At 64.2% G+C, this 24,833-nt stretch carries 35 protein-coding genes, 1 pseudogene and 1 riboswitch; of the genes and pseudogenes, 23 read left to right on the top strand and 13 right to left on the bottom strand.

What is annotated here, in order from left to right; genetic code table 11:
• Together HZZ16_RS11340 and HZZ16_RS11335 are read left to right on the top strand one after the other, a co-directional pair.
• The gene (locus HZZ16_RS11340; protein WP_197948534.1) at positions 1-1,263 is read left to right on the top strand and encodes an ABC transporter permease; all 1,263 of its coding nucleotides are present in this window, start codon (positions 1-3) and stop codon (positions 1,261-1,263) included.
• On the top strand, positions 1,260-2,090 hold the full coding sequence (locus HZZ16_RS11335; protein ID WP_197948533.1) for an ABC transporter permease: 831 nt from the start codon (positions 1,260-1,262) through the stop codon (positions 2,088-2,090). Before HZZ16_RS11340 ends, HZZ16_RS11335 begins: the two co-directional genes overlap by 4 nt.
• Positions 2,091-2,170: 80 nt before the next feature.
• Here the strand turns inward: HZZ16_RS11335 and HZZ16_RS11330 are convergent, their stop codons facing one another.
• Together HZZ16_RS11330 and HZZ16_RS11325 are read right to left on the bottom strand one after the other, a co-directional pair.
• Positions 2,171-2,698, bottom strand: a complete 528-nt coding sequence (locus tag HZZ16_RS11330; RefSeq protein WP_197948532.1) for a PRC-barrel domain-containing protein — start codon at positions 2,696-2,698, stop codon at positions 2,171-2,173.
• A 153-nt stretch (positions 2,699-2,851) separates the two neighbouring features.
• Positions 2,852-3,052 (bottom strand): hypothetical protein, encoded by a 201-nt coding sequence (locus HZZ16_RS11325; RefSeq protein ID WP_197948531.1) that lies wholly within the window; start codon positions 3,050-3,052, stop codon positions 2,852-2,854.
• Between the two features lie 231 nt (positions 3,053-3,283).
• On the opposite strand from HZZ16_RS11325, the gene HZZ16_RS11320 reads away from it, so the two are divergent.
• From HZZ16_RS11320 to HZZ16_RS11275, 11 genes and pseudogenes are all read left to right on the top strand, one after another.
• Positions 3,284-3,829, top strand: coding sequence for a lytic transglycosylase domain-containing protein (locus tag HZZ16_RS11320; RefSeq protein ID WP_197948530.1), 546 nt, complete (start codon positions 3,284-3,286; stop codon positions 3,827-3,829).
• Positions 3,830-4,022: 193 nt separating this feature from the next.
• Positions 4,023-4,164, top strand: a riboswitch (TPP riboswitch).
• The gene (locus HZZ16_RS11315) at positions 4,152-5,162 is read left to right on the top strand and encodes an FAD-dependent oxidoreductase (RefSeq protein WP_197948529.1); all 1,011 of its coding nucleotides are present in this window, start codon (positions 4,152-4,154) and stop codon (positions 5,160-5,162) included. (Overlaps the previous riboswitch by 13 nt.)
• Complete coding sequence (gene thiS, locus HZZ16_RS11310; protein WP_197948528.1) at positions 5,153-5,350, top strand: sulfur carrier protein ThiS; 198 nt, start codon at positions 5,153-5,155, stop codon at positions 5,348-5,350. The genes HZZ16_RS11315 and thiS overlap by 10 nt, the downstream gene beginning before the upstream one ends.
• Before the next feature lie 166 nt (positions 5,351-5,516).
• The gene (locus HZZ16_RS11305; RefSeq protein ID WP_197948527.1) at positions 5,517-6,299 is read left to right on the top strand and encodes a thiazole synthase; all 783 of its coding nucleotides are present in this window, start codon (positions 5,517-5,519) and stop codon (positions 6,297-6,299) included.
• A complete protein-coding gene (locus tag HZZ16_RS11300) occupies positions 6,286-6,894 on the top strand; it encodes a thiamine phosphate synthase (RefSeq protein WP_197948526.1) in 609 nt (202 codons plus the stop codon). The genes HZZ16_RS11305 and HZZ16_RS11300 overlap by 14 nt, the downstream gene beginning before the upstream one ends.
• 263 nt (positions 6,895-7,157) lie before the next feature.
• A complete protein-coding gene (thiC, locus tag HZZ16_RS11295) occupies positions 7,158-9,056 on the top strand; it encodes a phosphomethylpyrimidine synthase ThiC (protein WP_197948525.1) in 1,899 nt (632 codons plus the stop codon).
• Positions 9,057-9,309: 253 nt separating this feature from the next.
• Positions 9,310-10,080 carry a zinc metalloprotease gene (locus HZZ16_RS11290; RefSeq protein WP_197948524.1) on the top strand — a complete coding sequence of 257 codons (771 nt, stop codon included), beginning with the start codon at positions 9,310-9,312 and terminating at the stop codon, positions 10,078-10,080.
• Between the two features lie 103 nt (positions 10,081-10,183).
• Positions 10,184-10,455 (top strand): annotated as a pseudogene (locus HZZ16_RS37145) (uracil-DNA glycosylase family protein); the annotation flags it as partial.
• A gap of 35 nt (positions 10,456-10,490) precedes the next feature.
• Positions 10,491-10,778 (top strand): hypothetical protein, encoded by a 288-nt coding sequence (locus HZZ16_RS11285; protein ID WP_197948523.1) that lies wholly within the window; start codon positions 10,491-10,493, stop codon positions 10,776-10,778.
• On the top strand, positions 10,775-11,092 hold the full coding sequence (locus HZZ16_RS11280) for a type II toxin-antitoxin system RelE/ParE family toxin (protein ID WP_246510073.1): 318 nt from the start codon (positions 10,775-10,777) through the stop codon (positions 11,090-11,092). The genes HZZ16_RS11285 and HZZ16_RS11280 overlap by 4 nt, the downstream gene beginning before the upstream one ends.
• 1 nt (position 11,093) lies before the next feature.
• The gene (locus HZZ16_RS11275; protein WP_197948522.1) at positions 11,094-11,639 is read left to right on the top strand and encodes a mismatch-specific DNA-glycosylase; all 546 of its coding nucleotides are present in this window, start codon (positions 11,094-11,096) and stop codon (positions 11,637-11,639) included.
• A 3-nt stretch (positions 11,640-11,642) separates the two neighbouring features.
• Here HZZ16_RS11275 and HZZ16_RS11270 read toward each other — a convergent pair whose 3' ends face one another.
• Together HZZ16_RS11270 and HZZ16_RS11265 are read right to left on the bottom strand one after the other, a co-directional pair.
• Positions 11,643-12,032, bottom strand: a complete 390-nt coding sequence (locus HZZ16_RS11270) for a hypothetical protein (RefSeq protein ID WP_197948521.1) — start codon at positions 12,030-12,032, stop codon at positions 11,643-11,645.
• Positions 12,033-12,204: 172 nt separating this feature from the next.
• Positions 12,205-12,639: a hypothetical protein gene (locus HZZ16_RS11265; protein ID WP_197948520.1), complete on the bottom strand. Its 435-nt coding sequence runs from the start codon at positions 12,637-12,639 to the stop codon at positions 12,205-12,207.
• Positions 12,640-13,120: 481 nt separating this feature from the next.
• Here HZZ16_RS11265 and HZZ16_RS11260 point away from each other — a divergent pair, with 481 nt between their 5' ends.
• The 3 genes from HZZ16_RS11260 to HZZ16_RS11250 all read left to right on the top strand — a co-directional run bounded on the left by HZZ16_RS11260 (position 13,121) and on the right by HZZ16_RS11250 (position 14,435).
• The gene (locus tag HZZ16_RS11260; RefSeq protein WP_197948519.1) at positions 13,121-13,504 is read left to right on the top strand and encodes a RidA family protein; all 384 of its coding nucleotides are present in this window, start codon (positions 13,121-13,123) and stop codon (positions 13,502-13,504) included.
• 179 nt (positions 13,505-13,683) lie between these two features.
• Positions 13,684-13,944: a hypothetical protein gene (locus tag HZZ16_RS11255; protein WP_197948518.1), complete on the top strand. Its 261-nt coding sequence runs from the start codon at positions 13,684-13,686 to the stop codon at positions 13,942-13,944.
• 239 nt (positions 13,945-14,183) lie between these two features.
• Positions 14,184-14,435 carry a hypothetical protein gene (locus HZZ16_RS11250; protein WP_197948517.1) on the top strand — a complete coding sequence of 84 codons (252 nt, stop codon included), beginning with the start codon at positions 14,184-14,186 and terminating at the stop codon, positions 14,433-14,435.
• An 89-nt stretch (positions 14,436-14,524) separates the two neighbouring features.
• Here the strand turns inward: HZZ16_RS11250 and HZZ16_RS11245 are convergent, their stop codons facing one another.
• Entirely contained in the window at positions 14,525-15,010 is a 486-nt protein-coding gene (locus HZZ16_RS11245) for a J domain-containing protein (RefSeq protein WP_197948516.1), read from the bottom strand.
• Between the two features lie 111 nt (positions 15,011-15,121).
• On the opposite strand from HZZ16_RS11245, the gene HZZ16_RS11240 reads away from it, so the two are divergent.
• Positions 15,122-15,889 (top strand): SDR family NAD(P)-dependent oxidoreductase, encoded by a 768-nt coding sequence (locus tag HZZ16_RS11240; RefSeq protein ID WP_197948515.1) that lies wholly within the window; start codon positions 15,122-15,124, stop codon positions 15,887-15,889.
• A gap of 180 nt (positions 15,890-16,069) precedes the next feature.
• Complete coding sequence (locus HZZ16_RS11235) at positions 16,070-16,318, top strand: helix-turn-helix domain-containing protein (RefSeq protein WP_197948514.1); 249 nt, start codon at positions 16,070-16,072, stop codon at positions 16,316-16,318.
• On the opposite strand, the gene HZZ16_RS11230 is transcribed toward HZZ16_RS11235, so the two are convergent.
• Positions 16,315-16,557 carry a hypothetical protein gene (locus tag HZZ16_RS11230; RefSeq protein WP_197948513.1) on the bottom strand — a complete coding sequence of 81 codons (243 nt, stop codon included), beginning with the start codon at positions 16,555-16,557 and terminating at the stop codon, positions 16,315-16,317. The two genes, HZZ16_RS11235 and HZZ16_RS11230, sit on opposite strands and share 4 nt — an antisense overlap.
• A 157-nt stretch (positions 16,558-16,714) precedes the next feature.
• Between HZZ16_RS11230 and HZZ16_RS11225 the strand changes: the two genes are divergently transcribed.
• Positions 16,715-17,233 carry a collagen-like domain-containing protein gene (locus HZZ16_RS11225; RefSeq protein WP_197948512.1) on the top strand — a complete coding sequence of 173 codons (519 nt, stop codon included), beginning with the start codon at positions 16,715-16,717 and terminating at the stop codon, positions 17,231-17,233.
• 9 nt (positions 17,234-17,242) lie between these two features.
• On the opposite strand, the gene HZZ16_RS11220 is transcribed toward HZZ16_RS11225, so the two are convergent.
• Together HZZ16_RS11220 and HZZ16_RS11215 are read right to left on the bottom strand one after the other, a co-directional pair.
• Positions 17,243-17,458: a hypothetical protein gene (locus tag HZZ16_RS11220; RefSeq protein ID WP_197948511.1), complete on the bottom strand. Its 216-nt coding sequence runs from the start codon at positions 17,456-17,458 to the stop codon at positions 17,243-17,245.
• Between the two features lie 93 nt (positions 17,459-17,551).
• Complete coding sequence (locus HZZ16_RS11215; RefSeq protein WP_197948510.1) at positions 17,552-17,821, bottom strand: DUF2277 domain-containing protein; 270 nt, start codon at positions 17,819-17,821, stop codon at positions 17,552-17,554.
• A 323-nt stretch (positions 17,822-18,144) separates the two neighbouring features.
• Here HZZ16_RS11215 and HZZ16_RS11210 point away from each other — a divergent pair, with 323 nt between their 5' ends.
• Together HZZ16_RS11210 and HZZ16_RS11205 are read left to right on the top strand one after the other, a co-directional pair.
• Complete coding sequence (locus tag HZZ16_RS11210) at positions 18,145-18,498, top strand: hypothetical protein (protein ID WP_197948509.1); 354 nt, start codon at positions 18,145-18,147, stop codon at positions 18,496-18,498.
• Between the two features lie 76 nt (positions 18,499-18,574).
• Positions 18,575-19,177 (top strand): MSMEG_1061 family FMN-dependent PPOX-type flavoprotein, encoded by a 603-nt coding sequence (locus HZZ16_RS11205; protein WP_197948508.1) that lies wholly within the window; start codon positions 18,575-18,577, stop codon positions 19,175-19,177.
• Between the two features lie 158 nt (positions 19,178-19,335).
• On the opposite strand, the gene bfr is transcribed toward HZZ16_RS11205, so the two are convergent.
• The 3 genes from bfr to HZZ16_RS11190 form a co-directional block, all read right to left on the bottom strand.
• The gene (gene bfr, locus HZZ16_RS11200; RefSeq protein WP_197948507.1) at positions 19,336-19,824 is read right to left on the bottom strand and encodes a bacterioferritin; all 489 of its coding nucleotides are present in this window, start codon (positions 19,822-19,824) and stop codon (positions 19,336-19,338) included.
• A 134-nt stretch (positions 19,825-19,958) separates the two neighbouring features.
• The gene (locus tag HZZ16_RS11195; RefSeq protein WP_197948506.1) at positions 19,959-20,231 is read right to left on the bottom strand and encodes a (2Fe-2S)-binding protein; all 273 of its coding nucleotides are present in this window, start codon (positions 20,229-20,231) and stop codon (positions 19,959-19,961) included.
• Positions 20,232-20,392: 161 nt separating this feature from the next.
• A complete protein-coding gene (locus HZZ16_RS11190; protein ID WP_197948505.1) occupies positions 20,393-20,704 on the bottom strand; it encodes a hypothetical protein in 312 nt (103 codons plus the stop codon).
• Positions 20,705-20,830: 126 nt separating this feature from the next.
• Between HZZ16_RS11190 and HZZ16_RS11185 the strand changes: the two genes are divergently transcribed.
• Positions 20,831-21,151, top strand: a complete 321-nt coding sequence (locus tag HZZ16_RS11185) for a hypothetical protein (RefSeq protein WP_197948504.1) — start codon at positions 20,831-20,833, stop codon at positions 21,149-21,151.
• Between the two features lie 211 nt (positions 21,152-21,362).
• Positions 21,363-21,644 carry a hypothetical protein gene (locus HZZ16_RS11180; protein WP_036013199.1) on the top strand — a complete coding sequence of 94 codons (282 nt, stop codon included), beginning with the start codon at positions 21,363-21,365 and terminating at the stop codon, positions 21,642-21,644.
• A 186-nt stretch (positions 21,645-21,830) separates the two neighbouring features.
• Here HZZ16_RS11180 and HZZ16_RS11175 read toward each other — a convergent pair whose 3' ends face one another.
• Both HZZ16_RS11175 and ettA read right to left on the bottom strand, forming a co-directional pair.
• Complete coding sequence (locus HZZ16_RS11175) at positions 21,831-23,057, bottom strand: lytic murein transglycosylase (protein WP_197948503.1); 1,227 nt, start codon at positions 23,055-23,057, stop codon at positions 21,831-21,833.
• 7 nt (positions 23,058-23,064) lie between these two features.
• Positions 23,065-24,714 carry an energy-dependent translational throttle protein EttA gene (gene ettA / locus HZZ16_RS11170; protein ID WP_197948502.1) on the bottom strand — a complete coding sequence of 550 codons (1,650 nt, stop codon included), beginning with the start codon at positions 24,712-24,714 and terminating at the stop codon, positions 23,065-23,067.
• Positions 24,715-24,833: the final 119 nt, after the last annotated feature.

Raw genomic sequence — 24,833 nt, 5'->3', positions numbered from 1 at the left:
ATGACGAACGCGCTTCCGACTGGCGCCACTGCGTCGACCGAGGTGCCGCTCAAACGCCGATTGAGGCGTGCGGAGCGGACACGCCAGGTCAAGGCATTGGCGCTGGTCCTGCCGCTTCTGCTGTTTCTGCTCTTCACCTTTGCAGGTCCCATCGCCGGCATGCTGTGGCGCTCGGTCGAGGACTGGGAGGTGCGCCAGGTCCTGCCGCAAACAATAGCTGCTCTCGCCAGCTGGGATGGCAAGGACCTGCCGGATGAAAAGGCCTATGCGGCACTTGCAAGCGACATCCTGGCGGCGCGCGCCGCCGGCACCATCGCGATTGCGGCCAAGCGGCTCAATTACGCGCTCAACGGCTTTCGCACGATCCTGACCAGCACGGCACGCAATCTGAAGGCGTTGCCTGAGCCCGGTACGGCGAAGGACACGCTGGGCAAGATCAACCCCGCCTGGCGCGAACGCGCCACCTGGACGACGATCAAGGACGCCGGCGGCCCGATCACCGGTTTCTACCTGCTCGCCGCGCTCGACCTGACGCGAAACGCGGACGGCGCGATCGTCGCCGCGCCACCGGATCAGGCCATCTACCGCGACATTTTCCTCCGCACCCTTCTCATCAGCCTCGGTGTCACGGCCCTCTGCCTGATCTTCGGTTTTCCGGTCGCCTACCTCCTGGCGACGCTGCCGCCGGGTAAGTCGAACCTCTTGATGATCTTCGTGCTGCTACCGTTCTGGACGTCGCTCCTGGTTCGCACCTGCGCCTGGATCGTCCTGCTGCAGAGCAAGGGCGTCGTCAACGACAGCCTGCTCTGGCTTGGCTTCATCGATACACCCTTGCGCCTGATCTACAACCGCTTCGGTGTCTGCGTCGCCATGACCCACGTTCTGCTGCCGTTCATGATCCTGCCGCTGTACAGCAGCATGAAGGCGATCTCGCCTGCCTACATGCGGGCCGCCGCCTCGCTCGGCGCGCCGCCCCTCACCGCCTTCCTGCGGATCTACCTGCCGCAGACCCTGCCCGGCATCGGCGCGGGAAGCCTGCTCGTCTTCATCCTGGCGCTCGGCTACTACATCACGCCGGCCCTGGTCGGCGGCGCCGCCGACCAGATGATCAGCTACTTCATCGCCCTCTACACGACCGAGACGGCGAATTGGGGCCTTGCGTCGGCGCTGGGTGCGGTGCTGCTGCTGGCCACCGTTCTGCTCGCTCTCGTTTACGGCAAGCTGGTGCAGAGCCAGCAGGTCACGGGAGGCATGAAGAATTGAGCGATCATTCCTCCTTGCGCACGCCCAGCCAGCGCATCGCGTGGACCGCGACCATTATTGTCTCCACGCTGGTGTTCATTTTCCTGATCGCGCCGATCCTAGCGATCATGCCGCTGTCCTTCAGTTCAAGCTCGTACCTCACCTATCCGCTGCCGGGCCTTTCCTTGCGCTGGTACGACGACTTCATCAATTCGCCGCGCTGGATGAACTCGCTCAAGAACAGCATGATCATCGGCGTCGCCTCGACGCTGCTGTCCATGGTGCTCGGCACGACGGCCGCGCTCGGGCTGGCGCAGTGGAAGAGCCGGTTCAAGCCGCTCGTGCTGGCCTTCGTGCTGTCGCCGGTGGTGGTGCCCGGCGTCATCACCGCGGTCGGCCTGTACTTCTTCTTCGCGCCGATCGGCCTTACCGGCAGCTATCTCGGCCTGATCCTGGCCCACACCGCGCTGGCGACACCCTTCGTGGTGATCACGGTCGGTGCGACGCTGCAGAGCTTCGACACCAATCTGGCCCGCGCCGCCGCCTCGCTCGGCGCCTCGCCGCTCCAAGCGTTCCGTCGCGTGATCCTGCCCCTGATCCTGCCGGGTCTGGCGTCAGGCGCGCTGTTCGCCTTCGCGACCAGCTTCGACGAGGTGGTGATCGTGCTGTTCATGGCAGGTCCCGAGCAGCGCACCCTGCCGCGCGAGATGTTCAGCGGCATCCGCGAGAACATCAGCCCGACCATCACGGCAGCGGCCGTGATTTTGACGACGGTCTCCGTCATCCTCCTTGCCACTCTTGAAGCCCTGCGCCGGCGCAACGAACGGCTCAAGGGCGGCGGGGGTTGAGGACGCGGGAGGGACGAAGACACGACAGCGCGCCCGGTGAAAACCAGGCGCGCTTCGTTCAGCCAGTTACGCGAGCCGCATTACTCCGAGTACTTGAACTCGGGCATGTTCTTCAGCTCGTCCTTGCTCGCGTTGAACACGGCGTGATCCGGGTACCATTTCGACGCGGTCGACGTCGCGGTCGCCGCAGGCCTGTCGGTGCCGGTCGCTGCGCCCGTCGTCGTGGTCGTGGCCGGCCGACCGGGCGGGTTGGTGGCCGCCGTGCCGCTATAGGCGACGGGCTCGTTGACGAACTTCAGCTTCTCGTAGGGCACCGCAACCAGATGCTCGCCCATGCCGAGGAAGCCGCCGACGCCGATCACGGCGATCTTGACGTTACCGCTCTTGTCCATCAAGAGGTCGTTGATCGAGCCGATGTTCTCGTTGGCCTCGTTATAGACCTTCACGCCCGACATTTTCGAGATGCGCCACTGATCGTGCGCGGTCGTGGTCGTTGCGGTGGCCGCAGGGGCCGCCTTGTCGGTGGTGGCGGGCGGCGTTTGCGCGAATGCGACGGTCGCAAGCAGCGCGGTACCGGCGAGGCCGGTGACGATCGATTTCATCAACATGGTTGTCCTCTCCTTCACAGAAAACTCGTGCGGAGAAAACCGCCTTGATCAAGCGCAGTTCCGTGCGTGCCGCAATTTCGTTGCGCCATGCGCGAATGTTCCTGCGTCACTCAGGAACATTTTGCAGCGCACCCCGTCGCTGCGTCAGCGCCCTTACGCCGCGAGCGGCGGGTGCTCGATGGCCTCTTGCGGGAAGATCGCCACCGCCTCGAAGCGGTAATTGCAGGCGTGGCAGGTCCAGAGATAGGAGACGCGCCCCTCGCCCGGCTCGATCCAGTCAGGGAACGGGATCGGTGTGCCACATTGTGCACAAGGGTTCTGCTTGGGAATGTCGTCGATGTCTGCAGGGGTCATGGACGTCCTCCCGAGTGCTGGTTTTGAGTAGCGATTTGTTGGGCGAATGCGCGAAATGGACAGGCCGCTGTCGCCTAAGGCGCTCCACCAGCTTCGAGCTTAACCCAGGTTTAAGTCGTAAAAGCGACGAGCCGGCAAAAATCGCCGCTGGTGACATTTCGCCACATCATCGCCGTGTTCCCACGGCCTAACGCGCTGGGGCGCGGGTCCGTTCTGCCGAGGAAAATTTCGATGAAAATCTTACGCGTTGTCGCGCTGCTCGCGGCTGGTTTGACGTTGCCGCAGGCCGCTTTCGCCGGCGAAGCCGAATACGCCGAGATGGTTGCCGCCCATGCCCGCGCCAACGGCGTGCCGGAAGCGCTGGTGCATCGCGTCATCATGCGCGAAAGCCGCTATCAGCCGCACCTGGTCGGCCGCGGCGGCACCATCGGGCTGATGCAGATCAAGCTCGCGACCGCCCGCGGGGTCGGCTACACCGGCGATGCCGCGGGCCTGCGCGATCCCAACACCAACCTCACCTACGCCGTGAAGTACCTCGCGGGCGCCTATCGCGCCGCAAATGGCGATCACGCGCGAGCCGTGCGTTATTTCGCGGGCGGCTATTACTACGCTGCAAAGCGCCAGCGGCAGGAGGCCATCCAGGTTGCCCATGCGGGCGAGACCATGGGCCAGCCATGGCTCGAGCCGAACGGCAATCCGCAGCCGATGTTCGGAGCGCCAACGCACAAGAAGCTCGCCCAGCGCGTCCGCAATGCGCGGGCGCAGGCGCTGAAGTAGCTCTCGTGTCCCGGACAAGACGCAACGCGCGAGCGTTGCGTCGTAGAGCCGGGACCCAGCATCTCCGCAACGATGGGCCCCGGCTCTGCGACGCATCACGCCGCCGAGAGGCGGCGCGCTGCATCGCGTCCGGGGCACGGTGGGGTTCCGGGCCAACACGCGTTGACCACCCCGTCCCACTAGCATACATTACCACCGTTCCGAGGGGTGCTCCGAGGAGGAGCTGAGATACCGCTAAATGGGCAATTCGGCCGAAACCGGCTGCCCAGGACCGCGGTGACCCTTTGAACCTGATCCGGGTCATGCCGGCGAAGGGACAGGGATGTTGCAGACCATCAAGCGACCGGATTCTCCGGTATCCATCATCGGCGCAGGCATCGCGGGCGCCTGGCAGGCGCTGCTGTTCGCACAGGCCGGCCACGCCGTCACCTTGCACGAGCGCGGTGACGAGGCGATGACGGATGCCGCCAGCCATTGGGCCGGCGGCATGCTCGCGCCCTATTGCGAGGCCGAAATCGCCGAACCCATCATCAGCCGCCTCGGCCTGCGCTCGCTCGATCTCTGGCGGCGCGAGCTGCCGGACACGCCGTTCAACGGCTCGCTGGTCGTGGCCCATCCGCGCGAGCGCAATGACTTCGAGCGCTTCGCGCGCATGACCGAGGATCACCGCCGGCTCGATGCCGCCGGCCTTGCCGCGCTCGAGCCGTCGCTGGAGGGCCGCTTCCGCGACGCGCTGTTCTTCCCGGCCGAGGGCCATGTCGAGCCGCGCCGCGTGCTGCCGAAGCTGCACGAGCGCATCAAGGCTGCCGGCGGCACCATCAGGTTTGGCAGCGACGTCATCGCGAGCGAGCTGGACGGCATCGTGATCGACTGCCGCGGCATCAGTGCCCGCGACGAGCAGAAGGAGCTTCGCGGCGTCAAGGGCGAGATGATCCTGATCGAGACGGACGAGGTGCAGCTGGCGCGTCCCGTGCGGCTGATCCATCCGCGCTGGCCGCTCTACGTGATCCCGCGCGAGAACGGGCTGTTCATGCTGGGCGCGACCTCGATCGAGGCGGAAGACACCGGCGTCAGCGTGCGCTCCGCGCTGGAGCTTTTGGGCGCCGCCTACACCGTTCATCCGGCATTCGGCGAAGCCCGCATCCTCGAGTTCGGCTCGGGGCTTCGGCCAGCTTATCCCGACAATTTGCCGCGCATCGGCATTCGCGATCGCAAGATCAGCGTCAACGGCCTCTACCGTCACGGCTTCCTGATCGCGCCTGCGCTCGCCGAGCTGACGCTCGCCTATGTCGAGCGCGGCCAGATCGACAACGAGGTGATGCAATGCGCCTGATCGTCAACGGCGAGCCGCGCGAGGTCAGCGCCGCCAGCATCGACGCGCTGCTCGCCGAGCTCGACTACGAAGGCAGCCATTTCGCCATCGCACTCAATTACGACGTCGTGCCGAAAAGCCGCTGGGCCGAGACCAGCCTAAAGGCCGGCGACGAGATCGAGATCATCACGCCGCGGCAGGGAGGGTGAGGATGGCACACTCTATCCCCACGTCGTCCCCGCGAAGGCGGGGACCCATAACCACAGGGAGCGGTTATGGCGGTCGGTCTCTCCCCGCGTGCCCCAAGAAAAATCACGCGGTATGGATCCCCGCCTTCGCGGGGATGACAGCTGAACTCGAGGAGACACCTCCCACATGGTGACCTTCTACAACAAATCCTTCGCCTCCCGCCTTTTGATCGGCAGCGCGCTCTATCCTTCGCCCGCGATCATGCAGGACGCAATCCGCGCCTCCGGCGCCAACATCGTCACGGTGTCGCTGCGGCGCGAATCCGCCGGCGGCAAGACTGGCGATGCGTTCTGGAAGCTGATCCGCGAGCTCGACGTGACAGTGCTGCCGAACACCGCCGGCTGCCGCAGCGTGCGCGAGGCGGTGACGACGGCAAAGCTCGCGCGCGAATTGTTCGGCACGTCCTGGATCAAGCTCGAGGTCATCGCCGACAACGACACGCTGCAGCCCGATGTCGTCGGCCTGGTCGAAGCCGCCGGCATCCTGATCAAGGACGGTTTTGAAGTCTTCCCCTATTGCACCGAGGATCTCTCCGTCGCCAATCGCCTCGTCGATGCCGGCTGCAGGGTGGTGATGCCGTGGGCAGCTCCGATCGGCAGCGCCAAGGGCATTACCAACCGCGATGCGCTAAAACTGCTGCGCGAGCGGCTGCCCGACATCACGCTGGTCGTCGACGCCGGCCTCGGCGCCCCCTCCCACGCCGCGCAGGCGTTCGAGCTCGGCTATGACGCCGTGCTACTCAACACCGCCATCGCCAAAGCCGCCGATCCCGTCGCGATGGCGAACGCCTTCCGCCTCGGCTGTGAGGCCGGCCGCACCGCTTACGAGGCCGGGCTGATGAACGCCCGCGACTTTGCCTCGCCCTCCACCCCTGTCGTTGGGACCCCGTTCTGGCATGCCGTATCCTGACCGCTTCTATCCCGTCGTCGACAGCTTGGCTTGGGTCGAACGCCTGACCAAGCTCGGCGTCGGCACCATCCAGCTGCGCGCGAAGGAGCTCGACGACTCGCAGGCGCTGCAGATCGTCACCGACGCGCTGACGATCACTGAAGGCACGCAGGCCAAGCTGGTGGTGAACGATTATTGGCGCGCGGCGATCGTTGCGGGTGCGAAATACCTGCATCTCGGCCAGGAAGATCTCGCCGACGCCGACCTCGGCGCGATCCGCGAAGCCGGCCTCAAGCTCGGCATCTCCACCCATGACGACGCCGAGCTGGAGACGGCGCTGGCGGCCAAACCCGATTACGTCGCGCTCGGCCCGATCTTCTTCACGACCCTGAAATCGATGCGCTTCGAGCCGCAAGGCATTCCAAAGATCACCGAATGGAAGCAGCGCATCGGCACCATCCCGCTGGTCGCCATCGGCGGCATCAAGTTCGAGCACGCCGCGGAGATCCTTGGCGCAGGCGCGGATTCCATCGCGGTCGTGTCCGACGTCACCCAGAACCCCGACCCCGATGCCCGCGTGCGCCAATGGCTCGGCCTACCTGCGGAGGCGGCGTGATGCCCCCACTCTCTCCACCCGTCATTGCGAGGAGCACTTGCGACGAAGCAATCCAGACTGCTTCCACGGACGCATTTCTGGATTGCTTCGCTGCGCTCGCAATGACGGAGCCACACTCTTCATCCCGTCACCCTGAGGTGGCCGCTTCTTCAGGGGCCCTCGAAGGGCGACGGCCCGGCTCGTTCATCCTTCGAGGCTCGCTCCGCGAGCACCTCAGGATGACGAGATCGAACACCGCACACCAGAATTAACCGGAGGATCCCATGAACATCCGCTCCAACCCCGACAAAACCGTCCCCGCCGTCACCACCGGCCCCTTGGCCTCCTCGCGAAAGATCTTCGCAACCCCCGACGCCGCGCCGGATATCCGCGTGCCCTTGCGCGAAATCATCCTGTCCGAGGGCGCGGGCGAGCCAAACCTGCCGGTCTACGACACCTCGGGTCCCTACACCGATCCGAGCGTGACTATCGACGTCAATGCCGGCCTTCCCCGCAACCGCAAGCAATGGGTGCTGGAGCGCGGCGGCGTCGAGGAATATGAGGGCCGGCAGATCAAGCCGGAGGACAATGGCAGCGTCTCGACCGACAAGGCCGCGCGCGCCTTCTCGGCCTATCACAAGCCCTTGCGCGGCCTCGACGGCCACAAGGTGACCCAGCTCGAATTCGCCCGTGCCGGCATCATCACCAAGGAAATGATCTACGTCGCGGAGCGCGAGAACCTCGGCCGCAAGCAACAGCTCGAACGCGCCGAAGCCGCGCTCGCCGACGGCGAGAGTTTTGGCGCCTCGGTGCCCGCCTTCATCACGCCGGAGTTCGTGCGCTCGGAGATCGCGCGCGGCCGCGCCATCATCCCCTGCAACATCAACCATAGCGAACTCGAGCCGATGATCATCGGCCGCAACTTCCTCACCAAGATCAACGCCAATATCGGCAACTCGGCGGTGACCTCGTCGGTCGAGGAGGAGGTCGAGAAGATGGTGTGGGCGATCCGCTGGGGCGCCGACACCGTGATGGACCTCTCGACGGGCCGCAACATTCACACCACGCGTGAGTGGATTTTGCGCAACTCGCCGGTGCCGATCGGCACCGTTCCCATTTATCAGGCGCTGGAGAAGTGCAACGGCGATCCCGTCAAGCTGACCTGGGAGCTCTACAAGGACACCCTGATCGAGCAGTGCGAGCAGGGCGTCGACTATTTCACCATCCACGCCGGCGTGCGCCTGCAATACATCCACCTCACCGCGAGCCGCGTCACCGGCATCGTCTCCCGCGGCGGCTCGATCATGGCGAAGTGGTGCCTGGCGCATCACAAGGAGAGCTTCCTCTATACGCATTTCGACGAGATCTGCGACCTCATGCGCAAGTATGACGTCTCGTTCTCGCTCGGCGACGGATTGCGCCCGGGCTCGATCGCGGACGCCAACGACCGCGCGCAGTTCGCCGAGCTGGAGACGCTCGGCGAGCTGACGAAGATCGCGTGGGACAAGGGCTGCCAGGTCATGATCGAAGGCCCCGGCCACGTGCCGATGCACAAGATCAAGATCAACATGGACAAGCAGCTCAAGGAGTGCGGCGAGGCGCCGTTCTACACCCTTGGACCGCTGACCACCGACATCGCGCCGGGCTACGACCACATCACCTCAGGGATTGGCGCTGCCATGATCGGCTGGTTCGGCTGCGCCATGCTCTGCTACGTCACGCCGAAGGAGCATCTCGGCCTGCCCGACCGCAACGACGTCAAGACCGGCGTCATCACCTACAAGATCGCCGCCCACGCCGCCGACCTCGCCAAGGGCCACCCCGCAGCCCAACTGCGCGACGACGCCCTCTCCCGCGCGCGGTTCGAATTCCGCTGGACCGACCAGTTCAACCTCGGCCTCGATCCCGATACCGCGAAGAACTTCCACGACGAAACCCTGCCGAAGGAAGCCCACAAGGTCGCCCATTTCTGCTCGATGTGCGGCCCGAAATTCTGCTCGATGAAGATCACGCAGGACGTGCGCGACTACGCGGCGACGCTGAACGATCCGAACAGCGTGGGGATGTCGATGCAGGGCACCGCCGAGGACGGCATGGCGAGGATGAGCGCGAAGTTCAAGGAGATGGGGAGCAGCGTTTATCTGGATGCGGAGAAGGTGAAGGAGAGTAATCGGGTGTTGTGAGACTGTAGCACGCACCCGCCAAACGACAGGCCGGGCGCTCAAGCGCCCGGTCTTTTTTTGTTTGCGGCAATCGGCAGTAGTTTGATGAGCGAGCGCGAAATGGTCATTCGCTTGCTTCTTTTGCATGGTGGTTGCACTTCACTAACCAACCTATGAAGCCTCCGCACCTTTTGGTTTCCTGTTTATTTGATGTCGATATAGGGTAGAAAACAAGACATCTAAGGCGAGCGGTATCGCACCTTTGAAGTACAGATTGCACGATCTGATATTTTCCTTCCTGCTCGCTGGGACGTCGGGCGCGCTGGCGCAGGAGCAGCCTCGCGAGGTTGCCCGGCCGATCGCACCTGCGGAAGTCGTGCTCTACATCCAGTCAGACTTGAAACGCACGGAGTTCGTCCAACCCCTGGTTTGTGCGCTTCGGCGCGTGCTCACCGCCCCCGTCTCTGTGCAAGCTCTAGACCTTCCGCTCGGATCCGAATTGCTCGCAACGCCCACCCAATTCGAGGCCACCAAGGTGGCGGACCGGTTCATCCAGCGAACAGCGGACGAAGGAAATGCGCCTTCGTTCAAGTATCTTCTTGTTCCGTTCGATCTGAAGGTCGAGGCCTGGAATTGGCGCTATGCGTTTTCCGCGAGCTTTGGCGACGAAACGACGTCCTACCACGTCGGCGTCGTCTCCACCGCGCGGATCGTCGCTGGCAATTGGTGGCTACAATCGCCGTGGGATCACGAGATCACGGCGGCCCGCGCTTACAAGCTGATTCTCAAATCAATCGCGTACCGCACAGGCCATCGCGGCACGGGTGCCTGCATTCTCTCAACTCCACTTAGCCTCGAGGAGTTGGATCGAAAATCATCCGAGTTTTGTCCGGATGACCGTGCCGCGTTTGTTGCGGCTGGCGTCCTCAAGGAAAAAGAACAGCAGAGCGACCCTGGCTGCATGAACGTTAAACGGCGATCGCTCCCGGCGCTGGTCGTGACAGCACGTAGGGCGCTGGACGATTGGTGGGGTACGCTTCGCTAACCACCTAAGCAACCCCTAACTCATCGTGATCGCCAGTAAGCGTAGCCTGAATGAGCGTAGCGATATCGGGGATCGACAGCTGAGCCGCATGTCACTGACGCTCATGCGGGCTGCAACTCTGCGGATAGATGATTTTCCCACCTCCACCCTCCACGGCCTCCCCGACCAACTCGGCCCCCACCTCCGCCTCGTCTTCGTCGGCACCGCCGCTTCGACGCGCTCGGCCGAGCCCGGGCACGACTACGCTCATCCGGCAACCGCTTCTGGCGCGCGCTCCATGAGGCTGGGGTCACGCGGCGGCGGTATCAGCCGGGACGAGTTCGCAGCGCTGATCGAGGTCGGGATCGGCTTACCGATCTCTCCAAGACGGGCGCCTCGACAAATTCCCCCTCCGCGCCTATCCTGATGGCATGAACATCATTCGCCGCACGCTGGACATCGACGCCGACACCGACGCGCGTTTGCGCGAGATGGCCGACGAGCGCGGGCAGGATGTCGCCGCCGTGCTCGCTGAGGCGGTGGCGCTGCTCGATTCCGTGGTCGATATTGCCGGCCCCGACATTGCCGAGGATCGCCGGCGGCTGGATGATTTCCGCGAGACCGGCGCCGCCGTGCCGCTCAATGAGGTGAAGGACTGGGTCGCGAGCTGGGGGTCGGCGAAGGAGCTGCCGCGACCGCTGGCGCGCAAGATCGGATGATCCTGCTTTCGCCCGACGCTGTCGAGGACGTCGAGCGATTGCGCCTTTTTCTCGATCAACACAGCCCGACCGCCGCGCAACGCGCGCTCGCGCCGATCTGGCGCGCCATCGAGCGGCTGGAGGAGTTTCCCAATCTGGGCATGCAGACCGAAAATCCCGAGCTTCGCCAGATCGTGGTTCGCTTTGGTTGGCGCGTCCGGCTACATCGTGCGGTATGCCGTCCTGGCGGAAGCGCAAGACATCCTGATCACGCGCATATGGCACGGCCGCGAAGCCCGGAAGACGAACGAGTGATCGTAGCTACGGACGATTGACTTGGATGCAACTCACCGCCTCCCCGACCAGCTCCGTCCCGACCTCCGCCTCGTCTTCGTCGGCACCGCCGCCTCGGCGCGCTCGGCAGAAGTCGGCCACTACTACGCCCATCCCGGCAACCGCTTCTGGCGCGCGATCCATGAGGCCGGGATCACGCCGCGGCGCTATCAGCCGGGCGAGTTCGCGGAGTTGATCGAACTCGGAATCGGCTTCACTGATCTCTGCAAGACCGGCGCCGGGATGGATCACCAGATCGCGGCGGAGACGATCGACGTGCCGGGCTTCAGGGCGAAGATGGACAAGTACCGGCCGCGGACGGTTGCGTTCACGGGCAAGAAGGCGGCGAGCCTGTTTTACGGCAAGCCGTCGGCTGCGATTGCGCTGGGGCGGCAGGTGCGCGATGCAAGCCTGCCGGAGGTCTTCGTGCTGCCGTCGCCCTCGGGTGCGGCGTCCGGACATTGGACGATCGAGCCGTGGCGCGAGCTGGCGGCATGGATCAATTCGTGCGTAAACGAAGTGCAGCGCAACCGACCTCATGATTTTTGATCATCAAGCCTTTACTGAAATTCGAAGCCCGCTCAACCATTGAGTGATCCAATCGGAAGCGGCACTCCTCCCGCCGCAGGTTGGCGCCTCCGCTCGAATGAGATAGGACTCCTGAGGGTAGCTGACGAAGAATATTTCACGGCGGAGAGTCACCGCCTTGTCTTTGCCGTTAGTGCAGAACTGATCGAGGGAATTGCTTATTTCAACGTTGCTGAAGGTCAGCTCGGCGTCAACGTACATGACATTGAACTGCTTTTGGGCCGAGTTTATTCCGAACGAGATATTCGAACTGAGTGCGCTCGTTTGCAGCATCTTGGACAATGCGTCGACAAATACATACCCCGCGACATCACTGTCGAACATCTGCTCAAATTTCCCCTTGAGATAGCTCATTCGAGGCGCAACTGGCGGTGTTCACCGCGGCATTTCGTTCGTAGTTTGTAGGGGTGGCCACAGCGACTTGTCCGCCGTAGTCGAAGAGCGAAGGCGGAAGCGTGCCCGCCAACTGTTCGGATTGTGCCGATACCAATGGTGGGCACACGGCGCTTGTGCGCCTTTGCCCACCTTACCGCATCGTGATCGCAAGCCCGCTGAGATCCGCATTCGCCATCAGGCCGACCTGCGTGCCGGTCAGCTCCAGCACCGCGCCCTTCTGGTTGGTCAGCACGATGGCGCGGGCGCCGGATCCGACGGCGAGGCCGGCGCCGGCGGCGCCATAGACCCCGGCAACGTCGGAGGGGCGGTTGATGTTGGAGACGCGGCCGCGGAGCACGGTCTTGGAGCCGCCGAACACGAGGCCGTAGTCGAGGCCGCCGGTGGAGAGGGCGTAAGTGCGGCCGCGGAAGTTGAGCACGCCCGAGCCGCCGGAGCCGCCGATGATCCAGCCCGCCTTGTAGATCGTCAGCGTCACGAAGCCGCTGTCGGCGCGCGCGGTCGTCGAGAGGCCAGCCAGGGCGGCAATGACGACGCACGCGGCGCGGAGGGTGGATGCGAGCTTCATGGGGGTCTCCGGGGGCTGTTCTGTTGGGGGGATTCGAATCAGACGGAGCGAATCTACCTGATCGATCGGGGCGGCAACATGATGGGGTGGAGGGCTCGAGGCGAAGCGGCAGGATTCCCCGCAAGCACGGTGCGCTCCCTCGCCCCGTTCTTACGGGGAGAGGGTTGGGGTGAGGGGCCGCCTCCGCACATGCGCTGGCAGTCGGACTCGCGGAGACTCCCCCTCACCCGGAATTTGCTCCGCAAATTCCGGCCTCTCCCCGCACGCGGGGAGAGGCGAAGACCACCGTCGCCAGCATGCCATTCTGCCCCTGTTTTGCCCGACGGAGCAAGCGGAGGCTTCGCCTTTAGCGAATTCTGAAAAACGTCAATGTTTTGCGTGCGGCGCCTACTGTGCATGGGGTTGTTTTCGCACTTTCGTTTTGCGAGGCTCTCTGCGGCCGCTACGCTCACCCCTCCCCGATAGTCCACGAGGTGACCCCATGCCGATCCAGCATTTCGCGCCCCCGCCGCACGTCAAGGCGCCGCCGCTGTCCTTTGCGACGCGCATCGGTGACCTCCTGTTCGTCTCCGGCATTCCCGGCTTCGATGCGGGCGGCGCGCTGCCCGAGGGCTTCGAGGCGCAGTTCGCCAATGTCGTCGTCAACATCAAGCGCGTGCTGGGCGAGGCCGGCGCCGGCATGCACGATCTCGTCAAGGTCAACGTGCTCCTGACCCGCGCCTCGGACGTCGCCGCCATGAACGCGCTCTATGCCGGCGCCTTCGGCCCGCCGCCTTACCCGGCGCGCACCACGTGCGTGGTGCAGGCGCTGCCCGATCCGAAGATGCTGATCGAGATCGAGGCGGTCGCTTCGCTGGCCAAGTAAGCGCCAAGGAAGCACCAAGTGCGAGCCAAGCAAGCTGCGTGTGGCCCATCGGGCACGCAGCCCAAGGAAATGCTTGGAGCACGGCTGACATGTCCGTGAATGGCGGCTCACCGGCTTGCAAAGGACCTGCTTTTACCGCACGAATTTTTTCGGTCCCATGTCCCACAAGGAGATACTTCATGCGTCGCCTTCTCGCGCTCTGTGCCGTTGCCGGCATCGCCTCTTCCGTGTTCGCCGTGCCCGCCTCCGCGAAGGTCGGCTATTACGTGATCCGCTGGGACAACACCGGCATCTGCCAGGTCTGGAACGAGGACCTGCAGTATAAGCCGTTCCAGTTCGGTGTCTCGACCTACAAGGTCGTCAGCAAGCCGCTCCCGACCTTCCAGCAGGCCTCCGACCTGCAGATCAAGATGCGCGCCGAGCGGAAGTGCACCCTCTGAGCCGGACGCGAGAGCAGCGTTTGAAGGGCGGATCGCGCGGGCGATCCGCCCTTTTGCTTTGCGCTGACCTGAAGCGTTTCCCGGCCGAAATCGCGCATGTCCCCGCGCACATTTTTTGAACCTCGGCGGCGGGTGGAACTACTCACATCTTGTCCGGGGCGCATGCCAAGCGCGTCCCGCACCACCCCTCCCCGTCATTGTCGGGAGGCGCATCACATCATTCATTTGAGGAGCTGATCATGCGTCGTATTTCCATGCTGTGCGCTGCCGCCGGTCTTGCCGTCACCGCGTTCGTCGCCGCGAGCCCGGCCGAAGCCAGCTATCATCTGATCCGCTGGCAGGACACCGGCTTCTGCCAGATCTGGGACGAGAGCATCCCGACCACGCCGTGGCCGGCCGGCTATCACCGCGCCAGCGCCAGCGTGCCGACCTTCCTCGACGCACTCGCGATGAAGGATGCCGCGCTCAAGAGCGGTAGCTGCACCTGGTAACAATTCGATCGGCGGACGAAGAGCCGGGCAAGGACGCCAGCGTCCTTGCCCGGTTTTTTTGTGCTGCGTGAACGCGCGCCGTGGCGCGCTCACGCGTCCTTGTGCGCGCCGGGATGGATCAGGATGTCGCGCGCGGCGGCGAGGTCGATGAAGGCTTCGGCGCTGCCGCCCTGGTCGGGATGCAGGCCCTTGGCGGCGCGGCGATAGGCCTGGTTGATGTCTTCGCAGGTGAGCTGCACCGCGAGCGGCAGGCCGAGCATCTTGCGGGCCCGGTCCTCGCTGGAGAGCTGCTTCGGCGCGGCGTTGCGGCGGCCGAAGCGCGGCGCGGTCAGATCGTGCACGACCTCGAGCACCACGCCGAGACGGCGCTGGGCCGCCAGCGTCACGCTGTGATCGTCATTGTCGACGGCCTGGCGCAGCACCGGCAGGGCCTGCTCGGCGGCCTGGCGCAGTGTGACGTCGCTGCTCATCCGCGCGATCTCGGCCACCAGCCGGCCGGCCTCGGCCCAATCCGGCGATTGTGCCGACCGCAGGCGCTCCAGAGCGAGTTTCCAGGTTTCGAGCCGTTCCATCATGCGCGCAACGTTTAGCAATCAGGATCAGTATGCCAAGGCCGCCGTTTCCGACCCCTTAATTTCGCGTTAGCGTTTCGTGAAACTTCGAAACGAAAACGGGAGGAAACTGCCATGGCGCTGCTCGCAAACCACATCGCCGTCATCACCGGCGCCGGTTCCGGAATCGGCCGGGCGATCGCCGCCGGCTATGCGCGCGAGGGCGCGCAAGTCGTGCTGCTCGACGTCAACGCCGAGATGGTGGCGGAGGCGGCGCAGGAGATCCGGACAGCGGGCGGCAAGGCCGAGAGCTTTGCGCTCGACGTTGTCAGGCGCGAGGATTGCTTCGCGCTCGCCAGGCAGGTCGCGGACAAGATCGGGCAGGTCTCGATCCTGGTCAACAATGCCGGCATCACCCGCCGAAACGCCTTCACCGCGGAGACCGAGACGGTGGCGAAGGACTGGAACGACATCATCTCGCTCAACCTCACCGGCGTCTTCAACGTGACGCAGGCGTTCCTCGCGCCCTTGCGCGCGAGCAAAGGCCGCATCGTCAATATCGGCTCGATCCAGTCCTTCGTGCATCTGCGCACGCCGAGCTCGGCGGCCTACACCACCTCGAAGCACGGCGTGCTCGGCTTCACCAAGGCGCTCGCGGTCGAGCTCGGCAAGGAAGGCGTGCGCGTCAACGCGATCGGCCCCGGCTTCATCGAGACCAACCTCAACGCCAATGTGCGCGCGACCAATCCGGCGCTGGTGCAGGCCTTCATCGATCACACGCCGCTGGCGCGCACCGGCAAGCCCGAGGACATCGTCGGCCCCGCGGTGTTCCTCGCCTCCGATCTGTCGGCCTATGTCACCGGAACCATCGTGATGGTGGACGGCGGCTATCGCACGGTGTGAGGCGCGAGGCTCCCGCCAATCGCGGCGGCATCTGGGCATTCTCAAGATCAATCTGGTGCAGCACGCCCCAGTTAACCCTTCATTAACCAAACCGGACCACCGTAGATTCACGGCTTGGGGGTCGTTTGTTCTCGATCCGCTTCCGACGAGGGAAGCGGGCGTTGATCGGGGAGTGTATCGATGACCACTGTTCACGTGGCTGCGTCCGAACCGGCCGCACAATTTCTTGCTCCAAACCAGATCGTTCCGCTTCTCATAGGTGCCACCGTCGACGAGGTCGAGCGTGAGCTCGTGCTCCAGACGCTGGCGCGCTGCGACGGCAACCGCACGCGCGCCTCGCGCGTGCTCGGCCTTTCGGTGCGCACGCTGCGCAACAAGATCAGGCTCTATGCCGCCTCCGGCATCGAGGTGCCTGCCTGTCAGGACTAGCGCGCGAAGACACGCCGCTGGATCAGTCCGCCGACGATGACCGCAAGCGCGATCGTCGCGACCGAGCCGGCAATCAGCTCGATCGCACGGAGGAAGAAGGCCGTCATGACGGCCCATGACGGTTGCGGCTCCTCGGCGAATGCGACCGGAACGACGTCGGGCACCAGCAGGTGATCGAGGCCGAGCGAGGCGACGAGAATGACGGCGAACAGGCAGAAGATCGTCCACGCTGCGCGCATCGCTCGCTCCTCGCAAGGACTATGGCCGCGCGCGATCGATGACACGGCCGCTCACGCGCCGATTGATGTTGATCAAGCCCGGCACGATGCGCGGGCAGAATTGCTGCTGTCGTCAAACGCCGCTAAGTAGCTTGCTCCAGGTGAAAGGAGCGGTGGCGTGGCAGACGACCAGGGACGACGGCCGGGGCCTCAGGGTCCCCGTGGACGGCAAGGCGAGCCGGGACGGCCGGGGCCACAAGGTCATCCGGGCCGGCGCGGCCCCGATGGCGCACGCGGCAAGCCGGGGCCGCAGGGCAAGCCGGGCCCGGTCGGAAAGGCTGGACCGCCCGGCAAACCCGGTCCGCAAGGCAAGCAGGGCGAAACCGGTCCGCGTGGGCTAGCCGGCGCGCCGGGACCTGCCGGACCCCAGGGGCCGGCAGGGCCGCAAGGCCCGCGCGGCGAGCCGGGTCCGCCTGGCCAATTGCCGTCGATCGAGCAGGTGCTGCCGTGGCTCGACCAGCTCTTCGACGCCTGGGACGAACGCCGTCGCCAGCGCGAGCGCGAAGCCGCTGAGCGCGAAGCGCTCGAAGCCGCCGTCCAGGAGACCGACGAGGCAATCGTCGACCACGAGAGCGATGACGGCGATGATCACAAGAAGAAAAAGAAAAAGAAAAAGAAGAAGCAAGGCAAGGATTAGCCGACGAGTCTAGTCGGGCCGATCCTCGCGCCGCTGCAGCATGCCCATGCGCTCGAATTGCCAGCGCATGGCGCGATACCAGAGATAGCCGACCGCCGCGCCGCACAGGGCGAGGATGATCACATTCGCGCTGGAGAACGATCCGCTCCACCACATCATCCACGCGGTCCACAGCAGCGTGAAAACGATGGCACCTGCTTTCAAGGGAAGAAGGGGGCGGCTCATGTCGTGCTCCGGGCGATCAAAACCCCGGCCGCCACCATCGCAAGGCGAGACAGCAGATACCGTGAGCCAGATCACGGAGCACGCTGCCTGAGCTCACGTACCGAAGCGCAGCCGCGAACGCTCTTTCGCCTTTTCCGCCTCAACCTCGCGGTCGCGCGCCGGCGCGTTCGTCTGCAGCGAGGTCAGGAGCTTTCGCGCGGCCTCGGAGACCTCAGCCACCGCACGCTCGAACGCCGCCTCGTTAGCCTGCGACGGCTTGTTGAAACCCGACAGCTTTCGCACGAATTGCAGCGCGCCGGCATGGATCTCATCCTCCGTCGCCGGCGGCTCGAAGTTGAACAGCGTCTTGATGTTGCGGCACATGCAGTCTCTCCGGGTGTTTCCTCTAGGACGGTTGGCGGAGGCGAAATCCTACATCCTTCCCCGCACCGCTGTTAAGCCGGCGACAACCCTGAATGGACTCGATGTGGAAGGTCCTGCAGCCAGCAGATCCGAAACCGCGTAACGGAAACAGGAACGCCAAGCGCGTGCATTGATATCGCAGCGCATCATATGCGAAGCGGCCGGCCGCATATTATTTGAGCATGCATTGCGCTGACAGCTCGGGCTTAATCGCGCCAACGATTGCGAATCGACGCGCAAGACAATCGCGCGCCAATGGCACCATACGCTACGAGGAGGATCGCATGCACAGGCTGGCACTGTGCGTTTGGCTAATTGCGATGACGGCGCTGACGAGCGCCGCTTTCGCATTCGACAATGGGCAATATGATCACGTCCCGCCCGACATCCGCGCCTGGTTCAAGAGCGTGATCGCGCCGAACGGCGTGCCCTGCTGCGACATCTCCGACGGCCATCGCACCGAATACGACGTGCGCAATGGGGCCTATTGGGTGCCGATCGAGGGACAATGGATGGAGGTGCCCGAACGCGCCATCATCCGCGACCAGGGCAATCCGATCGGCCAGGCCGTGGTGTGGTACGTCCACCACCGCGGCGCCATCATCATCAGCTGCTTCGTGCCGGCGGATGCAGTGTAGCGCCTCTTGATAATTCTATTGGCTGGCGGCGGCCCGATCGGGTAGCGTGAAGCCAAGCTGAAGCGGAGGCACGCCGTTGACCGATCTTAGCGCCGAAGACCTCGCCACCATCTATGCCAAGCCGAGCCCGCGCGTGATCGCGAAAGCGCGGCCCGCGATCGATGCGCATGCCAAGAAATTCATCGAGATGTCGCCGTTCTGCGTGCTCGCGACATCGGGAGCGGACGGCAGCGTCGACGCTTCGCCCCGCGGCGGCAGCATCGGCTTCGTCCACGTTGCCGGTCCCAACCAGCTGTTAATGCCCGATCGCTCCGGCAACAACCGGATCGACAGTTTTCGCAACGTCGTCGAGGGCTCAGGCTTCGTGCATCTGTTGTTTTTCGTACCGGGGATCGACGAGACGCTGCGCGTCGGCGGACGCGGCACGCTGTCGGCCGATCCGGATCTGCTCGCCTCGATGGTCGAATTCGGCAAGCCGCCGCGCGCGGTGCTGAACGTCGCCGTCAGCGAAGTCTACTTCCACTGCGGCAAGGCGCTGATGCGCTCGAAGCTGTGGTCAGCGGACAAGATGCAGCGCTCGGTGATGCCGAGCATCGTCACGGTCATTCACGAGCAGACCGGCCTCGGCGAACCAGCGAGCCAAGAGGCCGTGGAAGAGCTCTACAAGACGCAGCTGTAGCTGGGCGCTGTTCCGAAAACGAACCGCGATGCCCGACCCGCCTGCGCAGCCGCTTCGGCGAGGCGAAGGCCCGTGCCATGCCTTCGTCGTGCGGCAAACACGTGGATGGCCGGGGTCAAGCCCGGCCAAGACGAATGGAGAGAGCGGAACCTTAAGGCTTAGTGCCCGTCGCCCTCGAGCCCGCCGACATGCTTCTGGGTGTAGAGCTCGAGGCCGATGCGGCCGATCAGATCGAGCTGGGTCTCGAGGAAGTCGATGTGGTGCTCCTCGTCGCTCATCAGCTTCTCGAACAGGTCGCGTGTGACATAGTCCTTGGCGCTGTGACAGTAGGTCGCCGCTTCCTGATAGAGCGCCCGCGCGCTCATCTCGGCGGCGAGGTCGCACTCGATGATCTCCTTGACGTTCTGGCCGATGCGCAGGGGATCGAGTACCTGCATGTTCGGGAAGCCGTCGAGGAACAGGATCCGCGCGGTCAGCTTGTCGGCATGCTCCATCTCCTCGATGGACTCCTTGCGCCAGACCTTGGCCATGTCCAGCAGGCCCCAATTGTCGAGAAAGCGGTAATGCAGCCAGTACTGATTGATCGCAGTCAGTTCGTGACGCAGCGCCTTGTTGAGATAGTCGATGACTTTTGGGTCGGCCTGCATGGTTCACTCCAGCTCTTGCAATCCAAATCGGCCCCGAAACCGAGTTTAGAACGTTTCTAAATCACTTTGCGAGCGAGAGCAACCGGCGACGGGAACGTAGCCGGGGAAAAGCTCAGGCGGGGTCGCGGAAGTTTTCAGCAGGCCGCGAGGGCGAACTCGGCGGGCTCGGCGGTCTCGTCGTTGGCGGCCACGCTGTGGCTATGCGGGCAGCCGGCGCAGCATGACTGCGCACAGGGACCAAGCGCTTCGTCGATGATGGTCTTGATCGTCCGCGCGCAGCGCCCGCATTCGGCGCTACAGCCGAGACACCCATAAACCTGTTTGGCATGGCGCACGGCATCGTCGGACTCGGCGACGGCGGCGCGGATGTCGTCATCGCTCAGCACGTTACAGGAACAAACGATCATGGAAGCGGCAGGCCCTTCGGTGATGCGCCATCATCGATATTTAACAGGCCGGCCGGATGCAAAAGGAAAAACCGGTATTTGAAGCTATTCCAAACTGGCCTGATCAAAGCCTAGAACGGCTCTAAATCAAGCTGTTGCGCTGGATCAAGATTGTAGCCGGACTAGTCGCCGCCACCGCCGCCTCCTCCGCCGTCGCCACCGCCTCCGCAGTCGCCGCTGCTGCTGCCGCTATCGCTGCTCGAACAGTTGCCGCCGTCGCTAGAGCTCCCCGAACTGCCGCCGGAGAACCAGCTTCCCAGCGAGAAGCCGTCACTCGTCCCGGAATAGCTGTCCCCGCCGCCACTCCGTCCGTCGCTGTCGGCGGTGGCGCGGGAGCGCCGTGCGCGGTTCTGGAGATGTGCGATCCAGCCGTAGCCGATCGCGAAAACGATGCCGGCCGCAATCAAAGCATTGACCATCGCGTTGCCCATCATCGTCTCCCAGTGGGACCCATACCAATTGGTCGTCTCCGGCAAAGCTGCCGTTCATTGATCATTCAAGCGGAATATGGAACCTTGCGGCCCAAAGGGTTCCCGCGTGTTCGTCTGAAAGGTCAAGCAATGAAGAAGTCGCTCCTGGCGGTCGCTGCCGTCGCCACCCTGGCCCTGACGGTCGCACCGCCGGCCCATGCCCAGCGCGGTGTCGCGGCAGGCGTGGCGGCCGGGATCATCGGCGGCGCCATTGTCGGTGGCGCGCTGGCTTCTCCGTATTATTACGGACCCGGCTATGGCTACTATGAGCCCGGCTACTACCCGCCGCGCTACTACGCCCCAGGTCCAGGTTACGTTGCTGACGACTATTACGGCGGCTGCGTCTGGCAGAAGCAGCGCTTCTGGGATGGCTATGCCTGGCGCGTCCGTCGCGTCCGAGTCTGCGGCTGAGGCGCGCCAAACCGGTCGACTACGGATGTGCCGTTCACCTCAGGGCCTGAAAAAGACCGCTTTTTCTCGTCACAGCTCCGTGTGCGTTTACCCTGGATTGACCATTTGCGCGCTTCCTAGCTGCAAGGCCAATTCCATCAGAGTGTGCGTGAACCTTTGAAACCCGGGCGCCTCTAACAGGAGGAACCCATCTCCCAGGAGAGCCAAGAGCATGAACAAGACTTTAGTTGCCGCCCTCACGGTCGCGACGGTCGCCGGTTCGCTGGTGACCGCCGCTCCGTCCGCGAAGGCCCATGACGGCGTCGGTGCCGGTATCGCAGCCGGCCTGATCGGTGGCGCCATCGTCGGCGGCGCCATCGCCTCCAGCCGTCCCGCCTATGGCGGCCCCGTTTACATCGCCGAGCCCCCGCCGCCCGCGCCCTGCTACTGGCGCCGCGAGCGCTATTGGGACGGCTACGGCTGGGTCAGCCGCCCGGTTCGCGTCTGCTACTGATCTGATCGCTGCGCGCGCATCCCGCGCCACGATCGAAGCCCGGCCGAGCACCTCGGCTGGGCTTTTTCTTTGGTCGCACGCTAGTCTAAAGCGCGATGAGATTTGGACGAATCGTCATCGCGCTTTAGGTCTTTGTTTGAGCATGATCTTTTCGGAAAACCGCTTCACACTTTTCCGGATCATGCTCTAGCGCACAGCCTGGATCGCGCGCAGCACCTCTTCACTCGGCCAGCAATCCACCTTGAGCCCTGCTGACTTCTGATAGGCGCCGAGCGCGGCGCGCGTCTGCATGCCGGCCTTGCCGTCGATCTTGTCCTTGTAGAGTCCGATCCGCGTCAAGCCGCGCTGCATGGTCTCGACGTCCTTCGTGCGCAATTGCTTCGAAGCCGACCAGGGCGTTGCAAACGGCAGCGGGCTCGTCATGCGATCGCTGAGGTGGCCGACGAACAGCACGTAGAGATCGGAGAAATTGTATTCCTTGATGACAAAGTAGTTCTTCGTGGTCAGGAACGACGGGCCGTAGATGCCTTCGGGCTGGAGCAGCGAGGCCGGCTGCGCCTGCTCGGCGGCGCTGAGCTTTTGGCCGCGTACCGGGACGAAACCCTCGCGCAGCCATTGGCCGATCGGCTTCGTCACCTCCGGCACGCCCGTCGTGCAATCGACCTTCGCCGGCGCCTGCACCTCGTAAGCCCAGCGCACGCCGCTCTGCCAGCCCTTGTTGACGAGCTGCTGCGCGGCCGAGGCCAGCGCATCCGGCACGGAGTGCCAGATGTCGATGCGGCCATCGCCGTCGAAATCGACGCCATGCTTGTAATATTCGGACGGCAGGAATTGCGTGAGCCCGGTGGCACCCGCCCAGGACGAGCGCATGTCCTTGCGCGTTACCACGCCTTCGCCGAGGATCTTCAGCGCGAGGATGAACTCGTTGCGATACTGATCCTTGCGCCGCCCGACATAGGCCTGCGTCGCCAGCACACGAACCAGATCATAGGGGAGCGTGTAGCGGCCGTAATCGGTTTCGCGGCCCCAGATCGCAAGCATCATTGTTGCCGGCACGCCGGAGCTCTTCTCGATCTCGGTCAGCGCCGTGCGATATTTCTGCAGCAGCCGCTGTCCCTCGCCGGCAAGCCGCGCGATCGAAGCTTCCTTGACGTAATCGGCCGGCACCTGCACGAACTCGGCCTGCGACGGCGCGCCGGTCGCCGGCCGCCCGGGCAAGAGCAGATCGGGCAGCTTGTAATCGGGCTCGAGCCCACGCGTTTGCGCATCGAACGTTGGACGCGAGACGCCGGCCTGTTGGGCTTCCGGCCAGAGCGAGGCGATGAACTGCGTGAAGGCGGCGTCAGCAGCGAGGGCGGGCGACCAGCCGCAGGCGATGACGATCCCCGCAGCGATCAGCGCCCGTCGCATCATGCCGCCATCACCGCGTCAGCTTCTTGTACTTCACGCGGTGCGGAATGATGCTGTCCTGGCCGAGCCGGCGCATCTTGTCCTTCTCGTAATCCTGGAAATTGCCTTCGAACCATTCGACGTGGCTCTCGCCCTCGAAGGCCAGGATGTGGGTCGCGATGCGGTCGAGGAACCAGCGATCGTGGCTGATGATGACGGCGCAACCGGCGAAATCCTCCAGCGCCTCTTCGAGCGCGCGTAGCGTGTCGACATCGAGGTCGTTGGTCGGCTCGTCGAGCAGCAGGACGTTTGCACCGGACTTCAGCATTTTTGCCAGATGCACGCGGTTGCGTTCACCGCCCGAGAGCGCGCCGACCTTCTTCTGCTGGTCCGCGCCCTTGAAGTTGAACGCCGAGCAATAGCCGCGCGAATTCACTTCCTTCTTGCCGAGCAGGATCAATTCGTTGCCGCCGGAGATTTCCTCCCACACGGTCTTCTTGCCGTCGAGCGCGTCGCGCGACTGGTCGACATAGCCGAGATGCACGGTCTCGCCGACCGTGATCGTGCCGGAGTCCGGCTTCTCCTGGCCGGTGATCATCCGAAACAGCGTGGTCTTGCCGGCGCCGTTGGGGCCGATCACGCCGACGATGCCGCCGGGCGGCAGCTTGAAGGTGAGATTGTCGATCAACAGACGATCGCCAAAGCCTTTGCTGAGCCCCTCGAAATCGACCACGTTGGCGCCGAGCCGCTCGGCCACCGGGATGATGATCTGCGCGGTCTGGGTCTGCTTCTCGCTTGCCTTCTTGAGCAGCTCCTCATAGCGCTGGTAGCGCGCTTTCGACTTGGCCTGGCGAGCCTTGGGCGAGGACGCGACCCATTCCTGCTCGCGCGCGAGCGTCTTCTGGTGCGCGGCATCCTCGCGGCCCTCCTGCTCCAGACGCTTCTGCTTCTGCACCAGCCAGGACGAGTAATTGCCCTCGTACGGGATGCCGCGGCCGCGATCGAGCTCGAGGATCCAGCCCGTGACGTTGTCGAGGAAGTAGCGGTCGTGGGTGACGATCAGGATCGCACCGGGATAGTTGCGCAGGTGACCTTCCAGCCACGACACGGATTCCGCGTCGAGATGGTTTGTCGGTTCGTCCAACAGCAAGAGCTCGGGCTGATCGAGCAGCAGGCGACACAGCGCGACGCGGCGGCGCTCACCGCCCGAGAGCTTGGTCACGTCGGCATCGTCAGGCGGACAGCGCAGCGCGTCCATGGCCTGGTCGACCTTGCTGTCGAGATCCCACAGCCCCTGGGCCTCGATCTCGTCTTGCAGCTTGGTCATTTCGTCGGCAGTCTCGTCCGAATAGTTGACCGCGAGCTCGTTGTAACGGTCGAGGATCGCCTTCTGCTTGGCGACGCCCTGCATCACGTTCTCGCGCACGGTCAGCTTGGGATCGAGCTGCGGCTCCTGCTCGAGATAGCCGACGCGGGCACCCTCGGCGACCCAGGCCTCGCCGGTATATTCCTTGTCGAGGCCTGCCATGATCTTGAGCAGCGTCGACTTGCCCGAGCCGTTGACGCCGAGCACGCCGATCTTGGCATCCGGGTAGAAGCTCAGATGGATGTTGTCGAGCACCTTCCGGGTCGGATAGCTCTTGGTCAGGCCCTGCATGAAATAGATGAACTGGCGCGCCATCGGTCCCGTGAAACCTTCGATTTGAGGAAATTTGCTTCGCCAGCGATGTAACGATCCCGCCCCCAAAGGGCAACGTTTTCCGTCCGTTCACCACGGATGAATACGGGACGGACACCATC

The organism is Bradyrhizobium glycinis (assembly GCF_016031655.1).
Taxonomy (GTDB): Bacteria; Pseudomonadota; Alphaproteobacteria; order Rhizobiales; family Xanthobacteraceae; genus Bradyrhizobium; species Bradyrhizobium glycinis.
Note: the sequence above shows the minus strand (reverse complement) of the source record. Positions and strands in the feature narration are given on the sequence as shown.